Consider the following 18901-nt stretch of genomic DNA (forward strand, 5'->3'; position numbering starts at 1 on the left):
GAACTAAAAAAAATTATTACCAACAACAATGGAGGTGTAACCTATGGAAGAGAAAAATATAAATTTTGGGTGTTCACTGGATTGTTTCGGGAATTGCTCTATGGTAGCAACAGTACAAAATGACAAAATTGTAAAAATAGAAGGAAATAAACATCATCCTTTAACTAAGGGAGTAATTTGCGAAAAGGGGAGAAAACATCTGGAGCGAGTATATCATCCTGATAGAATATTAACCCCTAAAAGGAAAGTTAATGGGAAATGGGTGGACATAAGTTATGAGGAAGCTTTAGATTTAATTTCTAGCAAACTCATTTCTTATAAAAAAGAATACGGCTCCGAATCTGTACTCTTGTTCTCTAGTGCTGGTTATAGTGGGCTTAGTAAGTCTGTAGATGAAATGTTTTTTAATTACTATGGTGGAGTAACAAAAGCCATAGGTAGTCTATGCCTCGGTGCAGGTAAAGAAGCACAAAAGATTGACTTTGGCTCTAATAAGGAACATGGTCCTAAAGATATACTAAATTCTAAGACTATTTTTATATGGGGTAGAAATCCTGCAGATACAAACATTCACTTGATGAAATATTTGAAAGAGGCAAAGGATAGAGGAGCAGATATTTATGTTATTGATCCAATAAAAACAAATACTGCTAAGGTAGCTTCAAAATATATTAGATTGAATCCAGGGACGGATGGTGTCTTAGCTTTTGGGATAGCGAACTACATTATTGAGAATAACTTGATTGATAAAAACTTCATAGTGGAAAATGTTAAAGGATACGCGGATTATAAGGAGTATGTAAAGAAATTCAACTTAGATTATGCACAGGAGATTACAGGAGTAGATAAAGAAAATATTATTAAACTAGCAAGGGCTTACGCCCGAAATACGCCTTCTTCAATTTATATCGGCTATGGACTACAAAGATATAGAAATGGTGGGAATAATGTGAGAGCCATAGATTCTTTAGGTGCCATCACAGGCAATATAGGTAAAAGTGGAGGGGGAGTTAATTACTATCATAAAACCATTAGTAAGTATGTAGTTAGCCATGTAGATAAAAGCGAAGAGTTCAAAGTGAAAAAGAGAAATTATATTATAGGGCAATTTGCTGATTTTATATTAAGCACTAATAATCCTCCAGTGAAGTGTATGTTTATAAACAAAGGAAATCCGCTGGTTCAAGTAGGGGATATAAACAAAACTCTTGAAGCTTTTAAGAAAATCGATTTTATTGTAGCTATTGATTTGTTCATGACAGATTCTGCACGGTCTGCAGACCTTGTGCTACCAGCTACTAGCATCCTCGAGGAAGAAGACTTTATTTATACAGGAATGTATTCGCCTTATCTTAGCTATTCGCAGAAGGTTATTGAACCTGTACGCAACATCATTGGTGAGTATGATCTTTTTAGAAGCCTTGCTAGAAAAATGGAGCTGAAAGAGTACCCAGATATTGATAAGGAAGCATTCTTTAGAAATGCCTTAAAACCTCTTATGGATAAGGCTAATGTGACCTATGAATACTTAAAGGAGAATTACTTTGCCCTAGAAGGGGAAGAAATACCTTGGAAAGATGGAAAGTTTGATACACCGTCAGGGAAATATGAACTTTACTCTGAAACTGCTAAAAATCAAGGATTGAGTCCGTTGCCAGAATATATACCTATAAAGGAAAGGGATGAAAACTATTCACTAAGGTTATTAACACCTCATTCAAAAAACTCACTTAATTCCCAGCATTTTGCCTTTGAAGAAGAAAAACCAATAGCTTATATAAATGAAAACACATTAAAGCAGCAGGGCTTTGAAAATAACCAATTAGTAAAAGTAAAGTCAGAGTACGGTGAAATCGAAGCATATCTACTTATAAGCGATATTGTAGGGGAAAATATAATTATGATCTATGAAGGTATGTGGCATAAAAGTGGCTCAATAAATATGCTGACAACTAATGAAGTAAGTGATATAGGGGACCAAGCCGCATACTATGAGAGTTTTTGTAAATTAGTTAGCAAGGTTACTTATAAAAGTAAATAATTACAAAACAAAAATAAGCAGAAAGCTGTTAAACCTTCTGCTTATCCTATTGTTAAACACATGCTATTTAATGTGAAAATTACTACATATGCACCTAAAAAGGGAACCCATTGAAAATTTAATATCATATTTTTTTATTATATAAAATTTCGATATTTAAGAGAATAAAACTCTGTCACTTAAGCCATCTTCATTTTCTTGAACTTTTCCGAAGGCTTTTAAAAGTTTATCTATGCTTAGTTTCTGTTTTTCATCTCCTGAAACATCCATAACTATTTTTCCACCATGCATCATAAATAGTCTATTACCTAAGTTTATTGCATGAGTTAAATTGTGAGTTACCATAAGTGTAGTTATTTTATTGTCCTTAACCACTTTGCCAGTAATTTCTATTATCCGTTCAGAGGTTTTAGGATCCAAAGCTGCTATGTGTTCATCTAAAAGAAGAAGCTTAGGTTTGCACATTACTGCCATCATTAATGATAGAGCTTGTCTTTGTCCACCGGATAAAAGCCCTGCATTAGTATGAAGTTTATCTTCAAGGCCTAGGTTAACTTCAGATAGAATTTCATTAAACATCTGTAAATTTCTTTTATTTACACATAGCTTTAGGCCGTACCTATGTCCTTTATTATAAGCCATAGACATATTTTCTAGTATTGTCATGTTTGGAGAAACGCCCTTTGAAGGATCTTGAAAAACTCTTCCTATATGTTTTGTTCTTTTGTATTCTGGCAGTTTACTTATTTCTTTTCCATCTAAAATAATTGAGCCTTCATCTGCATTTAAAGTACCACATATCAAGTTAAGAAGAGTAGATTTGCCAGCGCCATTACTCCCTATTATGGTAATGAAGTCGCCTTTATTTATGTTCAAAGATAAACTATCATATAATACATTCTCATTTATAGTGTTTTTATTAAATACTTTATGCAGCTTCTGTATTTTTAACAATAGACTCACCTCCAACTTTAGATTTCTTTACTTTAAAACTTAATTTTTTACCGTTTAAAGATAAAGCTAAAACTACAATTAGAGCGGTTATTAATTTTAAATCTGTGGATGGGAGTCCAAGCATTAATGCTATTGCTATGGATCCCTTATATAGCATTGAACCGAGTAACGCTGTTGTAGTTGGTTTTAATACTCTAATTCTGCCAAATACAGATTCTCCTATTATAACAGCAGCAAGTCTCATTACTACAGTCCCAGTTCCCATTCCAACATCAGAGAACCCTTGGTATTGAGCCATCATTGAACCAGATAGAGCTACGAGTCCATTTGAAACTGCAAGACCAATTAATTTTATACTATCTGGATTTATACTAAGGGATGCTACTAGCTGGGGATTATCTCCCACAGCCTTTAAAACAAACCCCAGTTTAGTTTTTAAAAATAGGTCTAAACCTATCTTTACTATAATCATAAATGCAAATAAAATTATTAAAATATCTATGTTATTAGAAAATATAGTCTGTTTATCAAATAAAGGAATATTAGACTTTCCCATTATTCTCAAATTTATAGAATAAAGTGCTATCATAACTAAAATTCCTGATAAAAGGTTTGTTATTTTTAGTTTAACATGAAGTAATCCTGTTAAAATACCACCCAAACATCCTGCACCAAAAGATAAAACACATGCTGCAAAGGGATTTATTCCTTTTAATAGGCAAAGTCCAGTTATTGCGGCGCCTAAAGGGAAGGTACCATCTACTGATAAATCTGGAAAATCTAATATTCTATAGGTTATATATATTCCAAAAGCTGCTATAGAGAATATTAACCCTTGCTCAATCACGTTCATTAGTATATCCATTAGTTAACTCCGCCTGTTATTTTTTCTGCTTTAGTAGCTAAGTCTTGTGGGATTTTTATGTTTAATTTCTTTGCTGCATCTTCATTAATAAACAGTTGCATATCTTTTAACATTGTAATAGGAAGCTCACTCGGATTCTTACCTTCAATTATATCTACCGCCATAAGTCCTGTTTGAAATCCTAGTTTACTATAATCGATACCAATAGTCGCAAGTGCCCCTTGTACTACTATCCCTTTTTCGGCACCAATTATAGGGAGGTTTTTCTTAAAACATGCATTTGCTATAACAGGCATAGCTGATGCTAATACATTGTCTGTAGGGATATATAGTACATCTATTTTTCCAATTATTGAACTTAAGGATTGCTGAACTTCATTTACATTTGTTATCCCAGCCGTTACAATTTCTAGCCCAAAGTTTCCAGCTACTTTCTTTGCATTGTTAACCTGGACTTCTGAGTTACTTTCACTTGTGTTGTAAAGAATTCCTACTTTTTTGGCACTGGGTATTAATTCTTTTAACAGCTCAAACTGTTTCTCTATTGAAACATTGTCTGAAGTCCCTGTCACATTAGTACCAGAATTTTCAAGTGATTTTGCAAGACCTGCATTAACTGGGTCTGTTACCGCAGTTATAAGTATTGGAATATCTTTTGTTGCATTAAACGCTGCTTGAGCAGTAGGTGTTGCCACTGCAAATATTAAATCTTCTTTTTGTGATACAAAGCTTTGAGCTATACTTTGAGCTGTGGGCATATCTCCTTGAGCATTTTGATAATCTATTTTAATATTTTTCCCGTCTTCATATCCTTTAGATTTTAAGGCTTCGATAAATCCTTCTCTAGCCGAGTCAAGAGCAGGATGCTCGACAATTTGTGTAATACCAATTTTGATTACTTTTTTGTCATTAAGTTTTTGATCAGGGTCACCTACGGATGTTTTTGCACACCCTCCTAAAATTGATGCAGCTAATAAAACTGCTGTCAGAAATGAAATTTTTTTGTTTGCTACCATTCTACCAATCCTCCAAAAATAATATTTTCATATTGAATTTAATATTGAAAATAAAAAAAGTTCTGAGTCACCAGAACTTTTATATAACAATACAAACCTAAGGAGATTTTTCAAAAAAATCCTTAGGTTTAAAATTCTATATGTTCTACATAAACTACCATACTACTATTTTATTAATCTGATTTTGGGTATTATTAAAAACTACTATCCTACTCAGCAATTGTAGTATGTATATGTAAATTTGTCAATATACAGCTGGAATGGAGCGGTGACTTAGTCCAATTACTACTTCGTTTAAATGGAGTAATCCTATGCTCATAAATATGCATACACTAATATGCTCTCCACTTCTAGCTATACCAACTTTTCCGCCTACATTGAATCCACTTGCTTTTTGCATAATTTGAGCAAGAGCCTCTCTTGTAGCTCCAACTACAGCGCCATCATGTACATGATAATCTTCTTTTATAAGCCCTTTCTTTTTAGATGCAACTAAGGCTCTTTCTATGACCTTTGATACAGTATCATTAAAATTTCCACCAATATCTACAGCCACAGTCAAAATTCCTTTATTTTTAAAAGACTCAGTTAATGTCTTTTCATCTTCTCTAGAAGATATGGACATTTCTATAGAAGCCCTTGCCACATCAGTACTTTGTATATTCATTTGTTTTTACCTCCATAATTTATAATTTGATTAATTGTATTTTAAAATTATTTTAACGCTTAATACCCAAGACGGTACTAACTTTATTAATTGCAGCAGTTTATGTTTTTAAAAAGAAAATAACAGACTAACAAGAGCAGAGGTATCCTTAAGGGTACCTCTTTTATATGGAAGGAAAACAACAGGATTTAACTGATAGTGTCCTGCTATGAATAGTGGGGGGCCTTATTTGTTCCAGACATTATTATTGATGATGAATACTATTATTAAAGAATGCAAAGAATATGAAGATGAAATTAATTATTGCCCTTATTAAAGAACTATATATCTTCTTGCTCAGTATTTATTTGTTTTTGTTCAAGATTCTTCTGGCGATTATTAAAAATAATATGTTGAATAACTTCTTCTATGAATATAAAAAAAACGATTCTTGATTTTTCATGGGGTTTAAGATTATCTGGTTGAAGGAATTTTGACATCCAAAATATCTTATCATAATGAGCTAGTAAGGAAGCATTGTATTCTTCAACAATCAATAAAACTTGACAATTTTTCTCTCTTGAAAGGTTGTTAATTCGTTCAAAAGACTTGAATTTACCTGTTGTAGAAAAAATAACAAGTAGACTTTTGTCATCAATTAAACTTTCTACAGAAACTTCATCAGGTACAGCAATAACAAACTTATTTGTGTTGATCCGCAATTTGTATTCAAGATATTGGGTACAAGTAAACGAAGGTCCATAACCAAAAAGAATAATCTTTTCATAAGAATTTATAAGTTCTATAAATTCATCAACCAAAGATGTATCAAAATCATCTATAAAATTTTTAATTCGCTCAAGCTCTATTGAAGATTTGTTTTCAGGAAGGCCCTTACCATATAAAAAATCAATATATTGTTTATAATTGTTGAATCCAAGTTTTTTCACAAATTTCGAAATTTTAGACAAAGAACAATCACAGGCTTCAGCTGCTTTTGTTATTTTAATATTGGTAACAGTTTTTGATAAAGTAATAAGAGTTTCATTAATCTTTTTTTCCAAAGGATTCAATTTGTTAAAGTCAATATTTATCATAATCACTATTAGATAATCTCTATCAGATAATCTAAATATACTCCTTATTTTACTAAGTAATTTAACAACTACTTGTATTTTGATTGTAACACTAGAGAAAGTGTTAGTAAAGTAATTTAATAAGGGTATTCACAATAGACGTGGAAAGTTTTCCGTTTTATTAGAATAATTCAAAACAAAACGAATAATTTTCCACTAAAAAGTTGACATGTAATTTTGAATATAGTATTCTACTGTTATAGATCGAATGAATTAGAAATTAAGGAGGCAATGTAAATTGAATAAGGAAAGAATATTAGAAGATTTGAAGGATATTTTATCAGAAGAACAAATTAACACAAATTATGATGATTTATATGATGCAGCTGCAGATCGCTATAAAAAATATGCAAAAGCCAAAAAAGTATTAGATGTTCCAGTACCTACAGCTATTGTGTTTCCAAAGTCTGTGGATGAGGTAAAATCACTATTAATGTATTGCAATGAAAACAATGTTAATGTAATCCCTAGAAGTGGCAAGACTGCTACGGAAGGTGGTCTAGAAAACTGGAAGGAACTAACACTTGTAATCGATGGGAAGCATCTGAATAAGATTGTTAAAATTGATGAATATAACATGGAAGCAACTGTGCAAGCGGGAGTTCCGCTACAAGTACTTGAAGATGAACTCCGAAAAGTAGGATATACAACAGGACATTCTCCACAATCTAAGCCAGTTGCTCAATATGGAGGCCTCGTAGCAACGAGAAGTATTGGACAATTCTCAACTTTATACGGTGGAATTGAGGATATGGTAGTAGGACTTGAATGCGTTTTCCCAGATGGACATATTTCAAGAATTAAGAATGTTTCTCGCCGTGCTGGAGGACCAGATATACGACACGTTGTTATTGGTAATGAAGGAACATTATGCTATATTACTGAAGTTACAGTTAAATTATTTAAAATTTTCCCAGAGAATAATAAGTTTTATGGATACCTTATAAAAGATGTTGAATCTGGAATTAAAGTATTAAGAGAAGTTATGGTTAATGGGTATCGCCCATCTGTCGCTCGAACATATTCCGAGGAAGATGCAAGACAACATTTCTATCACTTTTACAAGGGCAAATGTGTGTTAATATTTATGGCTGAAGGAAATAAAGAAACAGTAAATGCTGTATGCACAGGGATTGAAGATGCTACTGAAAAATTCAATGATAGTATTATCGAAAAAGTAGATAGTAAACTTATAGAAGATTGGTTTAATCATTTGAACTGGTCACAACAAGATATTGATGATGAGTTCCAAGGAATGATTGATAATGATAAACATGACGGATATACAACTGAAATTTCAGCTAACTGGGAAATGCTTCCTAAAATATATGATAGCGTTCTTAACAGGATTAAAACTGAATTTAAGCGTCCAAGCGACCTTACAATGCTCGGTGGACATTCATCTCATAGTTACATAAACGGAGCTAATATGTACTTTGTTTATAATTATAATATCAATTGTGCACCAGAAGATGAAATGAGGATATACCACCATCCAATACAAACAATTATTGTGGAGGAAACATTAAAACTTGGAGGCTCTATGTGTCACCACCATGGAATTGGAAAGTTTCGTAACGAATGGACAAAAGCAGAACATGGCAGCGCATATTATATATTAGAAAAATTAAAAGAAGCTTTCGATCCAAAGGGCATTATGAACTTTGGAACAATCTACCCACAAGAAGAAGGCATTAAATATCAAAAATAATAAATTACTACCACAGACTTAAGAGTAAATTCTTAAGTCTGTGGTATACATAAAGAACACTAAGAAAAGGATTAGTTGAAAAGAAAGAAGAAGTAGACCGATTCTTCGGAAAAAAGGAGAAAGCAAAAGTTGAAAATAATTTGTCTAGTTAAGTTCGTTCCAGATGTGGATAATTTCACGTATGATTACGGAAAAAATATATTGGTTAGAGAAAATGTGAAGTTAATCCTTAATCCAGAGGATGCCTGTGCCTTGGCCTTTGCTCTAAAAGTAAAAGAAAAAAATCAAGATACTTTTGTAGAAATAGTTAGTATGGCTCCACAAAACACTATTCCACTTATAGAGGATTTGCTTAGGATAAATGTTGATAAAGCAACGCTCATATCTGATAAACTTTATGTGGGTAGTGATACTTATGTAACAAGTAAAATCATAGCTAAGTATTTAAGGGAAGAGGAATATGATTTCATTCTTACTGGAAGTCATTCATTGGATGGGGATACTGCCCACATTCCGGCGCAACTTGCTGAGATATTACAACTTAGTCAACTATCTAATATTGTGAAGATTTACGAGGAGAGTTTAGAAAATGATAGTGTGATAGTTATTGTTGATTGTGAAAAAAACTTCTCAAAATACGAAATGGCACTTCCATGTGTTTTAAGTATAGGAAAAGAGAGTAAATATAAATTACCTTTTGTAAAATACAAGGATTTAGAACTTAATGTAAAAGATAGAATATCAGTGATTACAAATGAAGAATTGGAGTTTCTACAAGATGAGGTGGGTACTTCAGGGTCATTAACGAAAGTAAATAGAACTTTTGTGAGGGAACTTCATAAGAAAGAAAAAGTGGTTGTGCGTAATGATGAGGTAGGAATTGAAGTGGTGTATAAATTTCTAAAAGATAAAGGATTTGTTTAATTATGAATAAAAGTTTAATCTACTTTGATGAAGAAGATTTTCAGAACTCTATAGATTTATTAGAAGTAGTAAGTCAGATGTATAAAGATAGTGAATATGAAACCTATGCTATTTGTTTTAATCATAATGATGGGATAATTGATGGGAAATTTGATTATATAATTAACATTCAAAATGAAGTGATAAAGAATTATGATGTTCAAAACATAACAAATTGCATAGAAGAATTACATCATACGTATGATTTTGATAGCATACTTATTCCAGCTACATATTTAGGAAGGATGCTTGCCCCAAGACTGTCAATGAGACTTAAAATTGGCTTGGTTGCAGATGTTACATCGATTGAACATAATAATGGTGAAGTGGAGATGGTAAGACCGGCATTTAGTGGTAAAATTTTTGCTGGCATTGTTATCAGGAATTGTAAGACCATTATGATGAGTGTAAGACCGAATGTATTTGTCTATACTACAGCTTCTTTTAAGAAAACAGAGAAAATTCAATTTAAACCAACGACTGTAAAGCCAAGCAAGATTAGATTACTTAAAACAATAGAAAAAGAAATTACAAAAGATATACGAGAAAGTGAAGTTTTGATTTCTGGTGGGGGTGGTGTAATAGGAAACTTTGGACATCTATATTTATTAGCCTCTGAATTGAATGCAATGGTATCTGCTAGTAGAAGTATCGTAGATAGTGGGATTGCTCCCCGAAGTATTCAAGTAGGGCAATCAGGGAAAACTGTTAGTCCAAAGTTATACATTGCATTAGGCATTTATGGATCTCTTCAACATATTGAAGGGTTAAAAAATGTTGAAAATATAATTTCAGTAAATATAAATAAGGATGCACCTATTTGTAGTCTAGCAGATATTGTTGTTGAAGGAGATGCCATAGAGTTTATTGATAAGTTAATAGAAAAAATAGAAGTTAGGAGGAATAAAAGTGGATATTATGGATTTTAAAATGGATTTCTTTTCATTAAAGGGAAAGAATGCAATTGTAACTGGTGGAAATACTGGTTTAGGACAGGCATTTTCGGTTGCATTGGCAAAAGGTGGCGCAAATGTAATGGCAGCAAGTGTTATGGATGATGATGGTGAAACAAAAAAATGGGTTGAATCTTGCGGAGTGGAGTATAAATACATTAATGCTGATATTACAGCAGATGAAGAATGTAAAAGAGTTGTTGACGAGTGCGTTAATACATGGGGTAGCATTGATATATTAGTTAACTGTGCAGGTATTTCTATAAATGTTCAAGATGTCACTAAATTTACTCGTAAAGAATGGGATAAAATGGTTTCAATTAATTTAACAGCAGCATTTGAAATGATTCATGAATCAGCAAAATACATGATTAAACAAGAAAGTGGTAAAATAATTAATATTGCATCTCTTTTTGCATTCCTTGGAGGACAGTGGTCACCAGCTTATGCAGCGACAAAACATGGTATAGTAGGTCTTACAAAGGCTATGTGCGATGAATTGGCTCAGTTTAATATTCAAGTTAACGCAATTGCACCAGGTTATTTTGCAACTAAGTTAACTGATGCTATAAGAAATGATGAAAAACAAAATAGAATAATCTTAGATCATATACCATCCAATAGATGGGGTGAAGTAGCAGACCTAATGGGAACGAGTGTATTCTTAGCAAGTTCAGCATCTAATTATGTTAATGGTACTACTGTAACTGTAGATGGTGGTTATTTAATGAGATAGTATTAGCAAGTAAATAATAATCTAGCATAGGAGGAAGCTTATGGTGAATCAATACATTATAGCAATCGATGGTGGAACACAAAGTACAAAAGTATCCATTTTTAATACGTTAGGAATAGAGGTTTGCTCTCGTACCGTACAGCTTCGAGAAATTCAGCTAGGTGAAAATGGTAGAGCGGAACATCCTGATGATGACTTGTGGGATAGCTTAAAACTAGCTTTTGATGAAATGTTCAAAAAATTCAATGGTGACAAAAAAGACATTATAGGGGTTGGACTTGGCTCTATTAGATGTTGTCGCGCACTGGTTAAAGAAAATGGAGATTTGGCATCGCCGATGCAAAGCTGGATGGATCTTAGATTATCAAGACCTTATGAACATGATGATGATAATGTGAAGTATGTTACGACTACAACAGGTTATCTTACTTATAGACTGACTGGTGAGACCAAGGATACAAGGTCTAACTATGTTGGTCCTTGGCCAATAGATCCAATGACTTTGGAATGGTTTGAAGACGGAGAAAAATTTGATGAATTTACTATACCAAGAGAAATGCTCTTTGATCTTGTTGATCCTTCGAGCGTTATGGGAAAAATTACAGCTGAAGCTAGTGTGGCAACAGGTATACCAGTGGGCGTGCAAGTAGTGTCAACGGCAAATGACAAAGCAGTTGAAGGCCTCGGTGCAGGTCTTGTAAATGATGGAACAGTCCTAGTGTCATTAGGTACTTATATTACTTCAATGATGATTGGAGAAGAGAATAATCCAAGTACTGTGAACTACTGGAGTAATCCAGGAGCTACCAAAGGAGATTGGCTTTATGAAAGTAACGGTATACGCCGAGGTATGTCAACTGTTACATGGATAAAGGATCTGCTAGGTAGTGATATTGTTAATGAAGCTGAAAAGAGATGTATGTCACCAGAAGGGTATCTAAATGTTCTAGGAGCCGAGGTGCCGGCCGGATGTGGTGGTCTTTATACAGTGCTTAACTGGCTAGCGAGCCCTGATAAGTTGCATCAGCGTGGTATGATAATTGGGTTTAACGGTACTCATAAGGGTCAACATATGTTCCGTTCCATGCTTGAAGGTATCGCATTTACAATGAAGAATTATGTTGAGGCGATGTGTGATGAACGAGGTATAGAGCTATCTAATATTATTGTTAGTGGTGGCGGATCAAATGGAGAACTCTTTATGCAAATATTCGCTGATGTCTTTGGCGTACCGGCTCACAGAAATGTGGTAAATGGGTCTGCCAGCATGGGTGCTGCAATATGCACAGCCTTGGCACTTGGCGTTTATAAGGAAAGGGAAGAAGCAATTGAACATATGGTGAAACGTAGAGACAGTTTTATGCCAATTTATGAAAATGTGAAGATTTACAAAGAGATGAATGAAAATGTTTACAAGCATATCACAGATTACACAGATGAACTTTTAAAGAAATCACATGAGATTTTTAAAGACAAGGTATAAAGAAAATAATAACAAAGTATATTGAAAGGGTGCTAATCTTTGTGAATATTAACAGAATTATTGCAGATAATAATAACACAACTTGCGATACTTTCACATTCTAGTTACAGTACGTACATTATAATGTATGAGAGTTTACAGGTGAAATAATAAATGAAATATCAGATGGTAACTCAACTATTGATAGTAAAAAACTAGCTAATTTACAGATTGTTTAAAAAAAGTTTACAGAATATATTGAATTTAGCTATGTTTTATGATAACATATTGATATACATTGGCAAAAAAATGCATAATTTAAGTTATTACGACAAAACAACAAATACCTATACAAATATTATTGAGTGGTTCTCGAGTAGAATTCATTTTGATGAATATTTAAGTCAAAACACTTAAGCAAGAAATCTTTAACTCTAAAGTTACTAGTCTAAATACAATTAAGTAGTATCAACTCTCCGCAATATACAAAATCTTTATAATTGGCTCATTTTTTTTATATAGTATTTTATAAGAAGATAAAAGGTTTTTACATTATTAATAAAAATTTTACTGAGTGTATGACAAATATAATATTATTGGTTATACATATAATTGTTGTATCCATGATTTCATTACCAAAAATTTCAAAGGAGGTGTAGTATGAATTTATTTAGTTTTTTCACTTCCAGATGGGAAACTATAGTAGATCTTACAGTGGAACACTTTATGATGGTTCTTATTGCAATGGTTATTTCCATTATATTAGGAACCACTGTAGGAATAATAATTACAATGAATAGAAAAGTGGCAAGTATTGTTTTAAATATTACAAATGTCATGATGACAATTCCAAGCTTAGCACTTTTTTCTTTGCTTATTCCTATACTAGGGATTGGGAAAGCACCAGCAATCGTCGGGTTAGTTGCATATACGCAGTTACCAATTGTTAGAAATGTTTATACGGGAATTACAAGTATTAAGCCATCTATTATTGAAGCAGCAAGAGGTATGGGACTTACAGAAATGAAGATACTTTATAAGATTAAAATCCCACTTGCTTTTCCAGCTATTATGACGGGTATTCGAACAGCGACTGTAATGGGAATAGGAATAGGAGCCATTGCAGGGTATATAGGAGCGGGTGGACTAGGCGTCTATATTTTCAGAGGAATAAGTAGAACAAATGATAATATGGTGTTAATAGGAGCAATATTAATTTCCATCATCGCCATATTGACAGATAAATTACTTGAGAAGGTTCAAAAAAAACATGAGATATAAGAGGGGGTGGAGAATATTATAAAATTTGAAAATGTTACTAAGAGATATAATAATGCAAATGTAGATGCAGTTGAAAATCTGAACCTTCATATTAAAAAAGGAGAAATCTGCATGCTAGTCGGACCATCAGGTTGTGGTAAAACGACAACTATGAAGATGATTAATAAATTAATCAAACCTAATTCAGGAAATATACTTATCGATGGTAAAAGTATAGGAAATATTAACTCTATAGAATTAAGAAGAAATATTGGATACATTATTCAGGATATAGGATTGTTTCCACATATGACAATTGCTGAGAATATTGCCACTGTACCAGTGGAATTAGGTTGGAAAAAAGAAAAAATTGATGCGAGAGTAAATGAACTATTAGAGCTCATGGAACTTGATCCGGAAGTTTATAGAACTAAGAAGCCAAGAGAACTTAGTGGTGGACAGAAACAAAGAATAGGAGTGGCAAGAGCATTGGCAGCTAATCCTCCAATTATGTTAATGGATGAACCATTTGGCGCCTTAGATCCCATTACTAGAGGAAAATTGCAGGATGAATTTCTTAAAATACAAAGAAAAATAAAAAAGACTATTGTCTTTGTAACTCATGACATTGATGAAGCAATTAAAATGGGTGATAAGATTGTTGTATTAAAAGATGGGAAAATTCTTCAAATGGGTACGCCAAGCCAAATTTTATCTGATCCTATAGACAATTTTGTATCTGAACTCATTGGTGGAAATAGCTCAATAAAAATGATGAACTTGATTAAATGTGAAAGTATTATGCAAAAGGTGAACACTATGGATATAAATCTAACATTTGAGGAAGCAAAGAAATCATTTTTGGAATCAAAAGTTAATCAAATGGTGATTACTGAAGATGGGAAAAAAGGGAAATATTATATTGATCTAAAGGATATTTTAAAAAAGAAAGATAAAGTTAGTGAAACAAAAAGAGAAATCGTAGACCGAGTTTCAACGGATGCAACGGCAAAAGATGCACTGTCAGAAATGTTTAGTACAGGGAAACACTATATTTTTGTTGAAGACAGCAGTCATGAGATTGAGGGCATAGTCACAATAAACAATTTACTTAAGGTGGTGAGTGATGGTGACAGCGAGTCTAAATAAAAATTCTATACAATACATAAAAAATATTGTCATAATTTTAATTTTAATAGTTATTGGTATTATCTTAAGCATTTATGTTGTTGAAAACCCTCAAGATAGTATGGTTGCCAGATTAGTTAGTTATAACAAGATTTCTACTCTTCTAAATCAACATCTTTATATTGTTGGAGTATCAAGTGGACTCGCAATATTGACAGCAGTCCCAATAGGTATATTTCTGACTAGAGCGAAATTTAAAAAATGGACGTCTAAAGTAGTGAGTGTTGTTAATGTGGGGCAAACGATTCCGAGTTTAGCTATTGTAGCCTTACTTGTTGGAGTACTTGGAATTGGAGCCAAAACAGCTATTATTGCCTTGTGGATATATTCACTTTTACCTATTTTGAACAATACATTAATTGGTGTGGGCGAAGTAGATAAAGCCATCATTGAGGCTGCGAATGGAGTAGGAATGAAGGCAAGTCATGTTTTGACTAAGGTGGAAATTCCACTAGCTATGCCAATGATAATAGCTGGAATCAGAACAGCTATTACTATTAATATTGCTTCAGCTATACTAGCAGCTTTTGTTGGTGGTGGTGGTTTAGGTAATTTTATTATCGCCGGAAATAATATTAATCGTTGGCAAGTTCTTGTATTAGGAGCGGTTCTTCCAGTACTTATGGCACTTATTGCTGATTCTGTATTTGGAATGATTGAACAAAAAATAAAATTATAAAGGGGAAATTATAATGAAAATCGGTAAAAAATTAATAACAATGATTATTGTATCAGGAATGGTAATTACTACACTAACAGGATGTGGAACAAAAAGTGGAGATGAAAAAGTCACTGTTAAGGTAGGTTCAAAAGAATTTTCTGAACAATTGTTGCTAGGACAAATGACAATGCTTGCTTTAGAGGATGCAGGATATAAAATTGATGATAATACAGGTGTTGCAGGTTCATCTAAAAATAGAAGTGCGCTAATAAATGAAGAAATTGACATTTATTGGGAATATACAGGAACTGCATGGCAATCGCATTTACAACATGACACTCCTTTGACAGATGCACAGGAATGCTATGATAAAGTAAAAGCGGAAGATGTAAAAAATGGAATTGATTGGTTGGACTATGCAGGGTTTAATAATACTTACACTGTTATGATGAAAAAAACAAAAGCTGATGAATTGAAAATTAAAACATTGAGTGACTTAGGTGCTTATATTAAAGCAAACCCAAGTGAATTGATATTTGCAGTAGATCAAGAGTTTACAGCAAGAGCTGATGGTTTGCCAGGATTAGAAAATATTTATGGATTTAAAATGCCAGAAGATAATCTTTCAGTTATGGATAATGGTATTATTTATAAAGCGCTACAAGAAGATCAAGCTGATATTGGGATGGGGTTCTCAACAGATGGAAGAATCAAAGCTTTTGGATTGGTTAATATTGAAGATGATTTAGCCTTCTTCCCAGTTTATAATCCTGCACCTAATCTTAGAACTGAGTTTGTTAAAGAAAATCCTGAAGTTGCAGAGATACTAAATAAAATTTCTGCTAAGCTAACTAATGAAAATATGACGCAAATGAATTATTTAGTAGATATTGAACAAAAGCAGACAAAAGTTGTGGCAGAAGAATGGTTGAAAGCAGAAGGATTAATAAGCGAATAGGTTTATTAGTGAACAAAAAGTGAATAGGATCTAAATAAAGACCTCCGCTGTAAATAGCGGGGGTCTTTTTTAAAAAAAACTTGTATAATAACAAAAAATTATGTATAATTATAAATAGTTTGTGAACAAAAATTGAATATTGTGTTCGGATGAAGATTGTGGGAGAGAGATGGCTTGCCATCCGCCGAAGAGGAAAAACTTTCAGGCACCTAAGGATTTTTAAGTGAAACTATATTTATATAGGTACAAAATCTCCATTAACTTGTGAGTTTTGGATTAGTATTAAATTAATAGTTGAACTGAAAAACCTATTAGTTTCGCACAGAAACTATTTACTAGGAGAAAACCGTAATTGGACGAGCCTCTGGAGAGAGCTGGTTAAACAGACACCGAAGGAGCAAGATAGTATTATTCAGATAATCTATCGAATCTCTCAGGTAAAAAGGACAGGGGATAGAAATTATTAAAAAAATTTTGTCTCCTCCATTAAATTAAAGGGAGGATTTTTTAAATGACAGCGTTTATGGAAGTACTTAACAAAATTGATTCATTGGTTTGGGGACCACCGTTACTTATTTTACTAGTAGGTACAGGACTATATTTAACTATAAGATTGGGTTTATTGCAGGTTACTAAGCTACCACTTGCACTTAAGTATTTATTTACTAAAGAAAAGAATAATGATGGAGCGGGTGATGTATCATCATTTGCAGCTTTATGTACAGCACTCGCGGCAACAATAGGAACAGGAAATATTGTTGGTGTTGCAACAGCAATTAAACTTGGTGGACCAGGAGCTTTATTCTGGATGTGGGTAGCTGCTTTCTTTGGGATGGCTACAAAGTATTCTGAAGCTTTACTTGCAGTAAAATACAGGACTGTTGATGAGAATGGACAAATTGCTGGAGGGCCTATGTATTACCTTGAAAATGGGCTTAAAAATAAGTTCTTAGCAAAAATGTTTGCAGTCTTTGGTGTAGGAGTTGCCTTTTTTGGAATAGGTACTTTCCCACAGGTAAATGCAATAGTAGAAGCTGCATCAATTACATTTAATATACCCATTATTGCAACAGCAATAGTAATAACACTTTTAGTTGCATTAATAACTATTGGTGGAATAAAAAGTATAGCAGCAGTAGCAGAAAAGACTGTTCCATTTATGGCAGTGTTTTATGTTATAGGAGCTTTAATAATTATAATAATCAATATTGATTTATTACCAGGAACAATAGCTTTAGTTGTAAAGAGTGCATTTACTCCAACTGCAGCAGCAGGTGGTTTTACAGGGGCAACAGTAATGCTTGCTATGCGAAGTGGTGTTGCTAGAGGAGTATTCTCTAATGAGTCTGGTCTAGGTAGTGCACCAATTGCAGCAGCGGCGGCTAAAACTAAGTTTTGTGTAAGACAAGGACTTGTATCTATGACAGGTACTTTCTTTGATACAATAATTATTTGTACTATGACTGGTCTTGTTTTAATAATGACTGGAGCTTGGAATTCTGAGCATGCAGGAGCAGCTATGACAAACTATGCTTTTAGTAATGGGTTGCCTATTGCGATAATAGGACAGTTGATTGTGACTATTGGACTTATATTCTTTGCATTAACAACAATACTTGGTTGGAATTATTATGGAGAAAGATGTGTTGTATATTTAATAGGAGTAAAAGGAATTAAACCTTATAGAGGGATATATATTGTCTTAGTAGCATTAGGTGCATTCTTAAAATTAGAAATGATTTGGGTAATTGCTGATATAGTAAATGGACTTATGGCAATTCCAAACTTAATCGGATTGATTGGATTAAGTGGAGTTATTATAAATGAAACAAGAAAATACTTTAGAGATCTTGAAAATGATAAAATGCTTAAAGCAGGGAAATAAATAATTGCTCACAAGCTAAAAAATGACCTATGCTACTTGGAAATGAGTCCTGTATTGAACAGGGCTCATTCTTTTTTTTATATATTGACAATAAATGCATAAAAGGATATAATTAAAATACAACTGATATATCACAAGAATATTAACTTTAAGGAGGATTTTATGATTGAAGTTAGATGGCACGGCCGAGGAGGCCAAGGTAGTTTTACCATAGCAAGACTATTAGGAATGGCAGCTTCTGTATTTGGTGGTGAGTATGCTCAAGCATTTCCATCGTTTGGCCCTGAAAGACGTGGTGCGCCTGTTTTAGGATTTACAAGAATTGATAGCGAAAAAATTACGGATAGAAGTGAAGTTGATCAGTGTGACTACGTTGTAGTTCTTGATGAAACACTTTGGGGTCCTTCAGTATTATCAGGTTTAAAGGAAAATGCTATTATTATTGTCAATACAGATTCACCTGAAA

Annotated in this window: 17 protein-coding genes and 2 riboswitches; of the genes, 12 read left to right on the top strand and 5 right to left on the bottom strand. The window is 33.1% G+C overall.

What is annotated here, in order from left to right:
- Window positions 1-43: 43 nt before the first annotated feature.
- Window positions 44-2041 carry a molybdopterin-dependent oxidoreductase gene (locus JJD95_RS11400; protein ID WP_291643145.1) on the top strand — a complete coding sequence of 666 codons (1998 nt, stop codon included), beginning with the start codon at window positions 44-46 and terminating at the stop codon, window positions 2039-2041.
- A gap of 156 nt (window positions 2042-2197) precedes the next feature.
- Here the strand turns inward: JJD95_RS11400 and JJD95_RS11405 are convergent, their stop codons facing one another.
- From JJD95_RS11405 to JJD95_RS11425, 5 genes are all read right to left on the bottom strand, one after another.
- Window positions 2198-2995, bottom strand: a complete 798-nt coding sequence (locus JJD95_RS11405) for an ABC transporter ATP-binding protein (RefSeq protein WP_291643146.1) — start codon at window positions 2993-2995, stop codon at window positions 2198-2200.
- Window positions 2970-3860, bottom strand: a complete 891-nt coding sequence (locus JJD95_RS11410) for an ABC transporter permease (RefSeq protein ID WP_291643147.1) — start codon at window positions 3858-3860, stop codon at window positions 2970-2972. Before JJD95_RS11410 ends, JJD95_RS11405 begins: the two co-directional genes overlap by 26 nt.
- Window positions 3860-4876, bottom strand: a complete 1017-nt coding sequence (locus tag JJD95_RS11415) for an ABC transporter substrate-binding protein (protein WP_291643148.1) — start codon at window positions 4874-4876, stop codon at window positions 3860-3862. The genes JJD95_RS11410 and JJD95_RS11415 overlap by 1 nt, the downstream gene beginning before the upstream one ends.
- 244 nt (window positions 4877-5120) lie before the next feature.
- Complete coding sequence (locus tag JJD95_RS11420) at window positions 5121-5543, bottom strand: HutP family protein (RefSeq protein ID WP_291643149.1); 423 nt, start codon at window positions 5541-5543, stop codon at window positions 5121-5123.
- Between the two features lie 320 nt (window positions 5544-5863).
- Window positions 5864-6619 carry an SIS domain-containing protein gene (locus JJD95_RS11425; RefSeq protein ID WP_291643150.1) on the bottom strand — a complete coding sequence of 252 codons (756 nt, stop codon included), beginning with the start codon at window positions 6617-6619 and terminating at the stop codon, window positions 5864-5866.
- A gap of 277 nt (window positions 6620-6896) precedes the next feature.
- Between JJD95_RS11425 and JJD95_RS11430 the strand changes: the two genes are divergently transcribed.
- The 11 genes from JJD95_RS11430 to JJD95_RS11480 form a co-directional block, all read left to right on the top strand.
- A complete protein-coding gene (locus JJD95_RS11430) occupies window positions 6897-8369 on the top strand; it encodes an FAD-binding oxidoreductase (protein ID WP_291643151.1) in 1473 nt (490 codons plus the stop codon).
- Window positions 8370-8498: 129 nt separating this feature from the next.
- Entirely contained in the window at window positions 8499-9293 is a 795-nt protein-coding gene (locus JJD95_RS11435; protein ID WP_291643152.1) for an electron transfer flavoprotein subunit beta/FixA family protein, read from the top strand.
- 2 nt (window positions 9294-9295) lie between these two features.
- Window positions 9296-10261: an electron transfer flavoprotein subunit alpha/FixB family protein gene (locus tag JJD95_RS11440; RefSeq protein WP_291643153.1), complete on the top strand. Its 966-nt coding sequence runs from the start codon at window positions 9296-9298 to the stop codon at window positions 10259-10261.
- The gene (locus tag JJD95_RS11445) at window positions 10251-11021 is read left to right on the top strand and encodes an SDR family oxidoreductase (protein WP_291643160.1); all 771 of its coding nucleotides are present in this window, start codon (window positions 10251-10253) and stop codon (window positions 11019-11021) included. The genes JJD95_RS11440 and JJD95_RS11445 overlap by 11 nt, the downstream gene beginning before the upstream one ends.
- 40 nt (window positions 11022-11061) lie before the next feature.
- A complete protein-coding gene (locus JJD95_RS11450; protein ID WP_291643154.1) occupies window positions 11062-12504 on the top strand; it encodes an FGGY-family carbohydrate kinase in 1443 nt (480 codons plus the stop codon).
- A 639-nt stretch (window positions 12505-13143) separates the two neighbouring features.
- Window positions 13144-13764 (top strand): ABC transporter permease, encoded by a 621-nt coding sequence (locus JJD95_RS11455; RefSeq protein WP_291643155.1) that lies wholly within the window; start codon window positions 13144-13146, stop codon window positions 13762-13764.
- A 6-nt stretch (window positions 13765-13770) separates the two neighbouring features.
- Window positions 13771-14892: an ABC transporter ATP-binding protein gene (locus tag JJD95_RS11460; RefSeq protein ID WP_291643156.1), complete on the top strand. Its 1122-nt coding sequence runs from the start codon at window positions 13771-13773 to the stop codon at window positions 14890-14892.
- Window positions 14870-15610: an ABC transporter permease gene (locus tag JJD95_RS11465; protein ID WP_291643157.1), complete on the top strand. Its 741-nt coding sequence runs from the start codon at window positions 14870-14872 to the stop codon at window positions 15608-15610. Before JJD95_RS11460 ends, JJD95_RS11465 begins: the two co-directional genes overlap by 23 nt.
- A 13-nt stretch (window positions 15611-15623) precedes the next feature.
- Complete coding sequence (locus tag JJD95_RS11470; RefSeq protein ID WP_291643158.1) at window positions 15624-16550, top strand: glycine betaine ABC transporter substrate-binding protein; 927 nt, start codon at window positions 15624-15626, stop codon at window positions 16548-16550.
- A 149-nt stretch (window positions 16551-16699) separates the two neighbouring features.
- Window positions 16700-16779: riboswitch (glycine riboswitch) on the top strand.
- A gap of 125 nt (window positions 16780-16904) precedes the next feature.
- Window positions 16905-17010: riboswitch (glycine riboswitch) on the top strand.
- Window positions 17011-17073: 63 nt separating this feature from the next.
- Window positions 17074-18435: a sodium:alanine symporter family protein gene (locus JJD95_RS11475; protein WP_291643161.1), complete on the top strand. Its 1362-nt coding sequence runs from the start codon at window positions 17074-17076 to the stop codon at window positions 18433-18435.
- A gap of 162 nt (window positions 18436-18597) precedes the next feature.
- The coding region (locus tag JJD95_RS11480; protein WP_291643159.1) for a 2-oxoacid:acceptor oxidoreductase family protein at window positions 18598-18901 on the top strand (304 nt) is incomplete at its 3' end.

The sequence above is a fragment of the Clostridium sp. genome, assembly GCF_016650035.1.
GTDB lineage: Bacteria > Bacillota > Clostridia > Clostridiales > Clostridiaceae > Clostridium_AD.

What these genes read in the sequence shown, in the direction of transcription:
- JJD95_RS11400 (WP_291643145.1), top strand. Translation starts at nt 44, where the DNA reads ATGGAAGAGAAAAATATAAATTTTGGGTGTTCACTGGATTGTTTCGGG.
- JJD95_RS11410 (WP_291643147.1), bottom strand. Translation starts at nt 3,860, where the DNA reads ATGGATATACTAATGAACGTGATTGAGCAAGGGTTAATATTCTCTATA.
- JJD95_RS11415 (WP_291643148.1), bottom strand. Translation starts at nt 4,876, where the DNA reads ATGGTAGCAAACAAAAAAATTTCATTTCTGACAGCAGTTTTATTAGCT.
- JJD95_RS11420 (WP_291643149.1), bottom strand. Translation starts at nt 5,543, where the DNA reads ATGAATATACAAAGTACTGATGTGGCAAGGGCTTCTATAGAAATGTCC.
- JJD95_RS11425 (WP_291643150.1), bottom strand. Translation starts at nt 6,619, where the DNA reads ATGATAAATATTGACTTTAACAAATTGAATCCTTTGGAAAAAAAGATT.
- JJD95_RS11440 (WP_291643153.1), top strand. Translation starts at nt 9,296, where the DNA reads ATGAATAAAAGTTTAATCTACTTTGATGAAGAAGATTTTCAGAACTCT.
- JJD95_RS11445 (WP_291643160.1), top strand. Translation starts at nt 10,251, where the DNA reads ATGGATTTTAAAATGGATTTCTTTTCATTAAAGGGAAAGAATGCAATT.
- JJD95_RS11450 (WP_291643154.1), top strand. Translation starts at nt 11,062, where the DNA reads ATGGTGAATCAATACATTATAGCAATCGATGGTGGAACACAAAGTACA.
- JJD95_RS11455 (WP_291643155.1), top strand. Translation starts at nt 13,144, where the DNA reads ATGAATTTATTTAGTTTTTTCACTTCCAGATGGGAAACTATAGTAGAT.
- JJD95_RS11465 (WP_291643157.1), top strand. Translation starts at nt 14,870, where the DNA reads ATGGTGACAGCGAGTCTAAATAAAAATTCTATACAATACATAAAAAAT.
- JJD95_RS11470 (WP_291643158.1), top strand. Translation starts at nt 15,624, where the DNA reads ATGAAAATCGGTAAAAAATTAATAACAATGATTATTGTATCAGGAATG.
- JJD95_RS11475 (WP_291643161.1), top strand. Translation starts at nt 17,074, where the DNA reads ATGGAAGTACTTAACAAAATTGATTCATTGGTTTGGGGACCACCGTTA.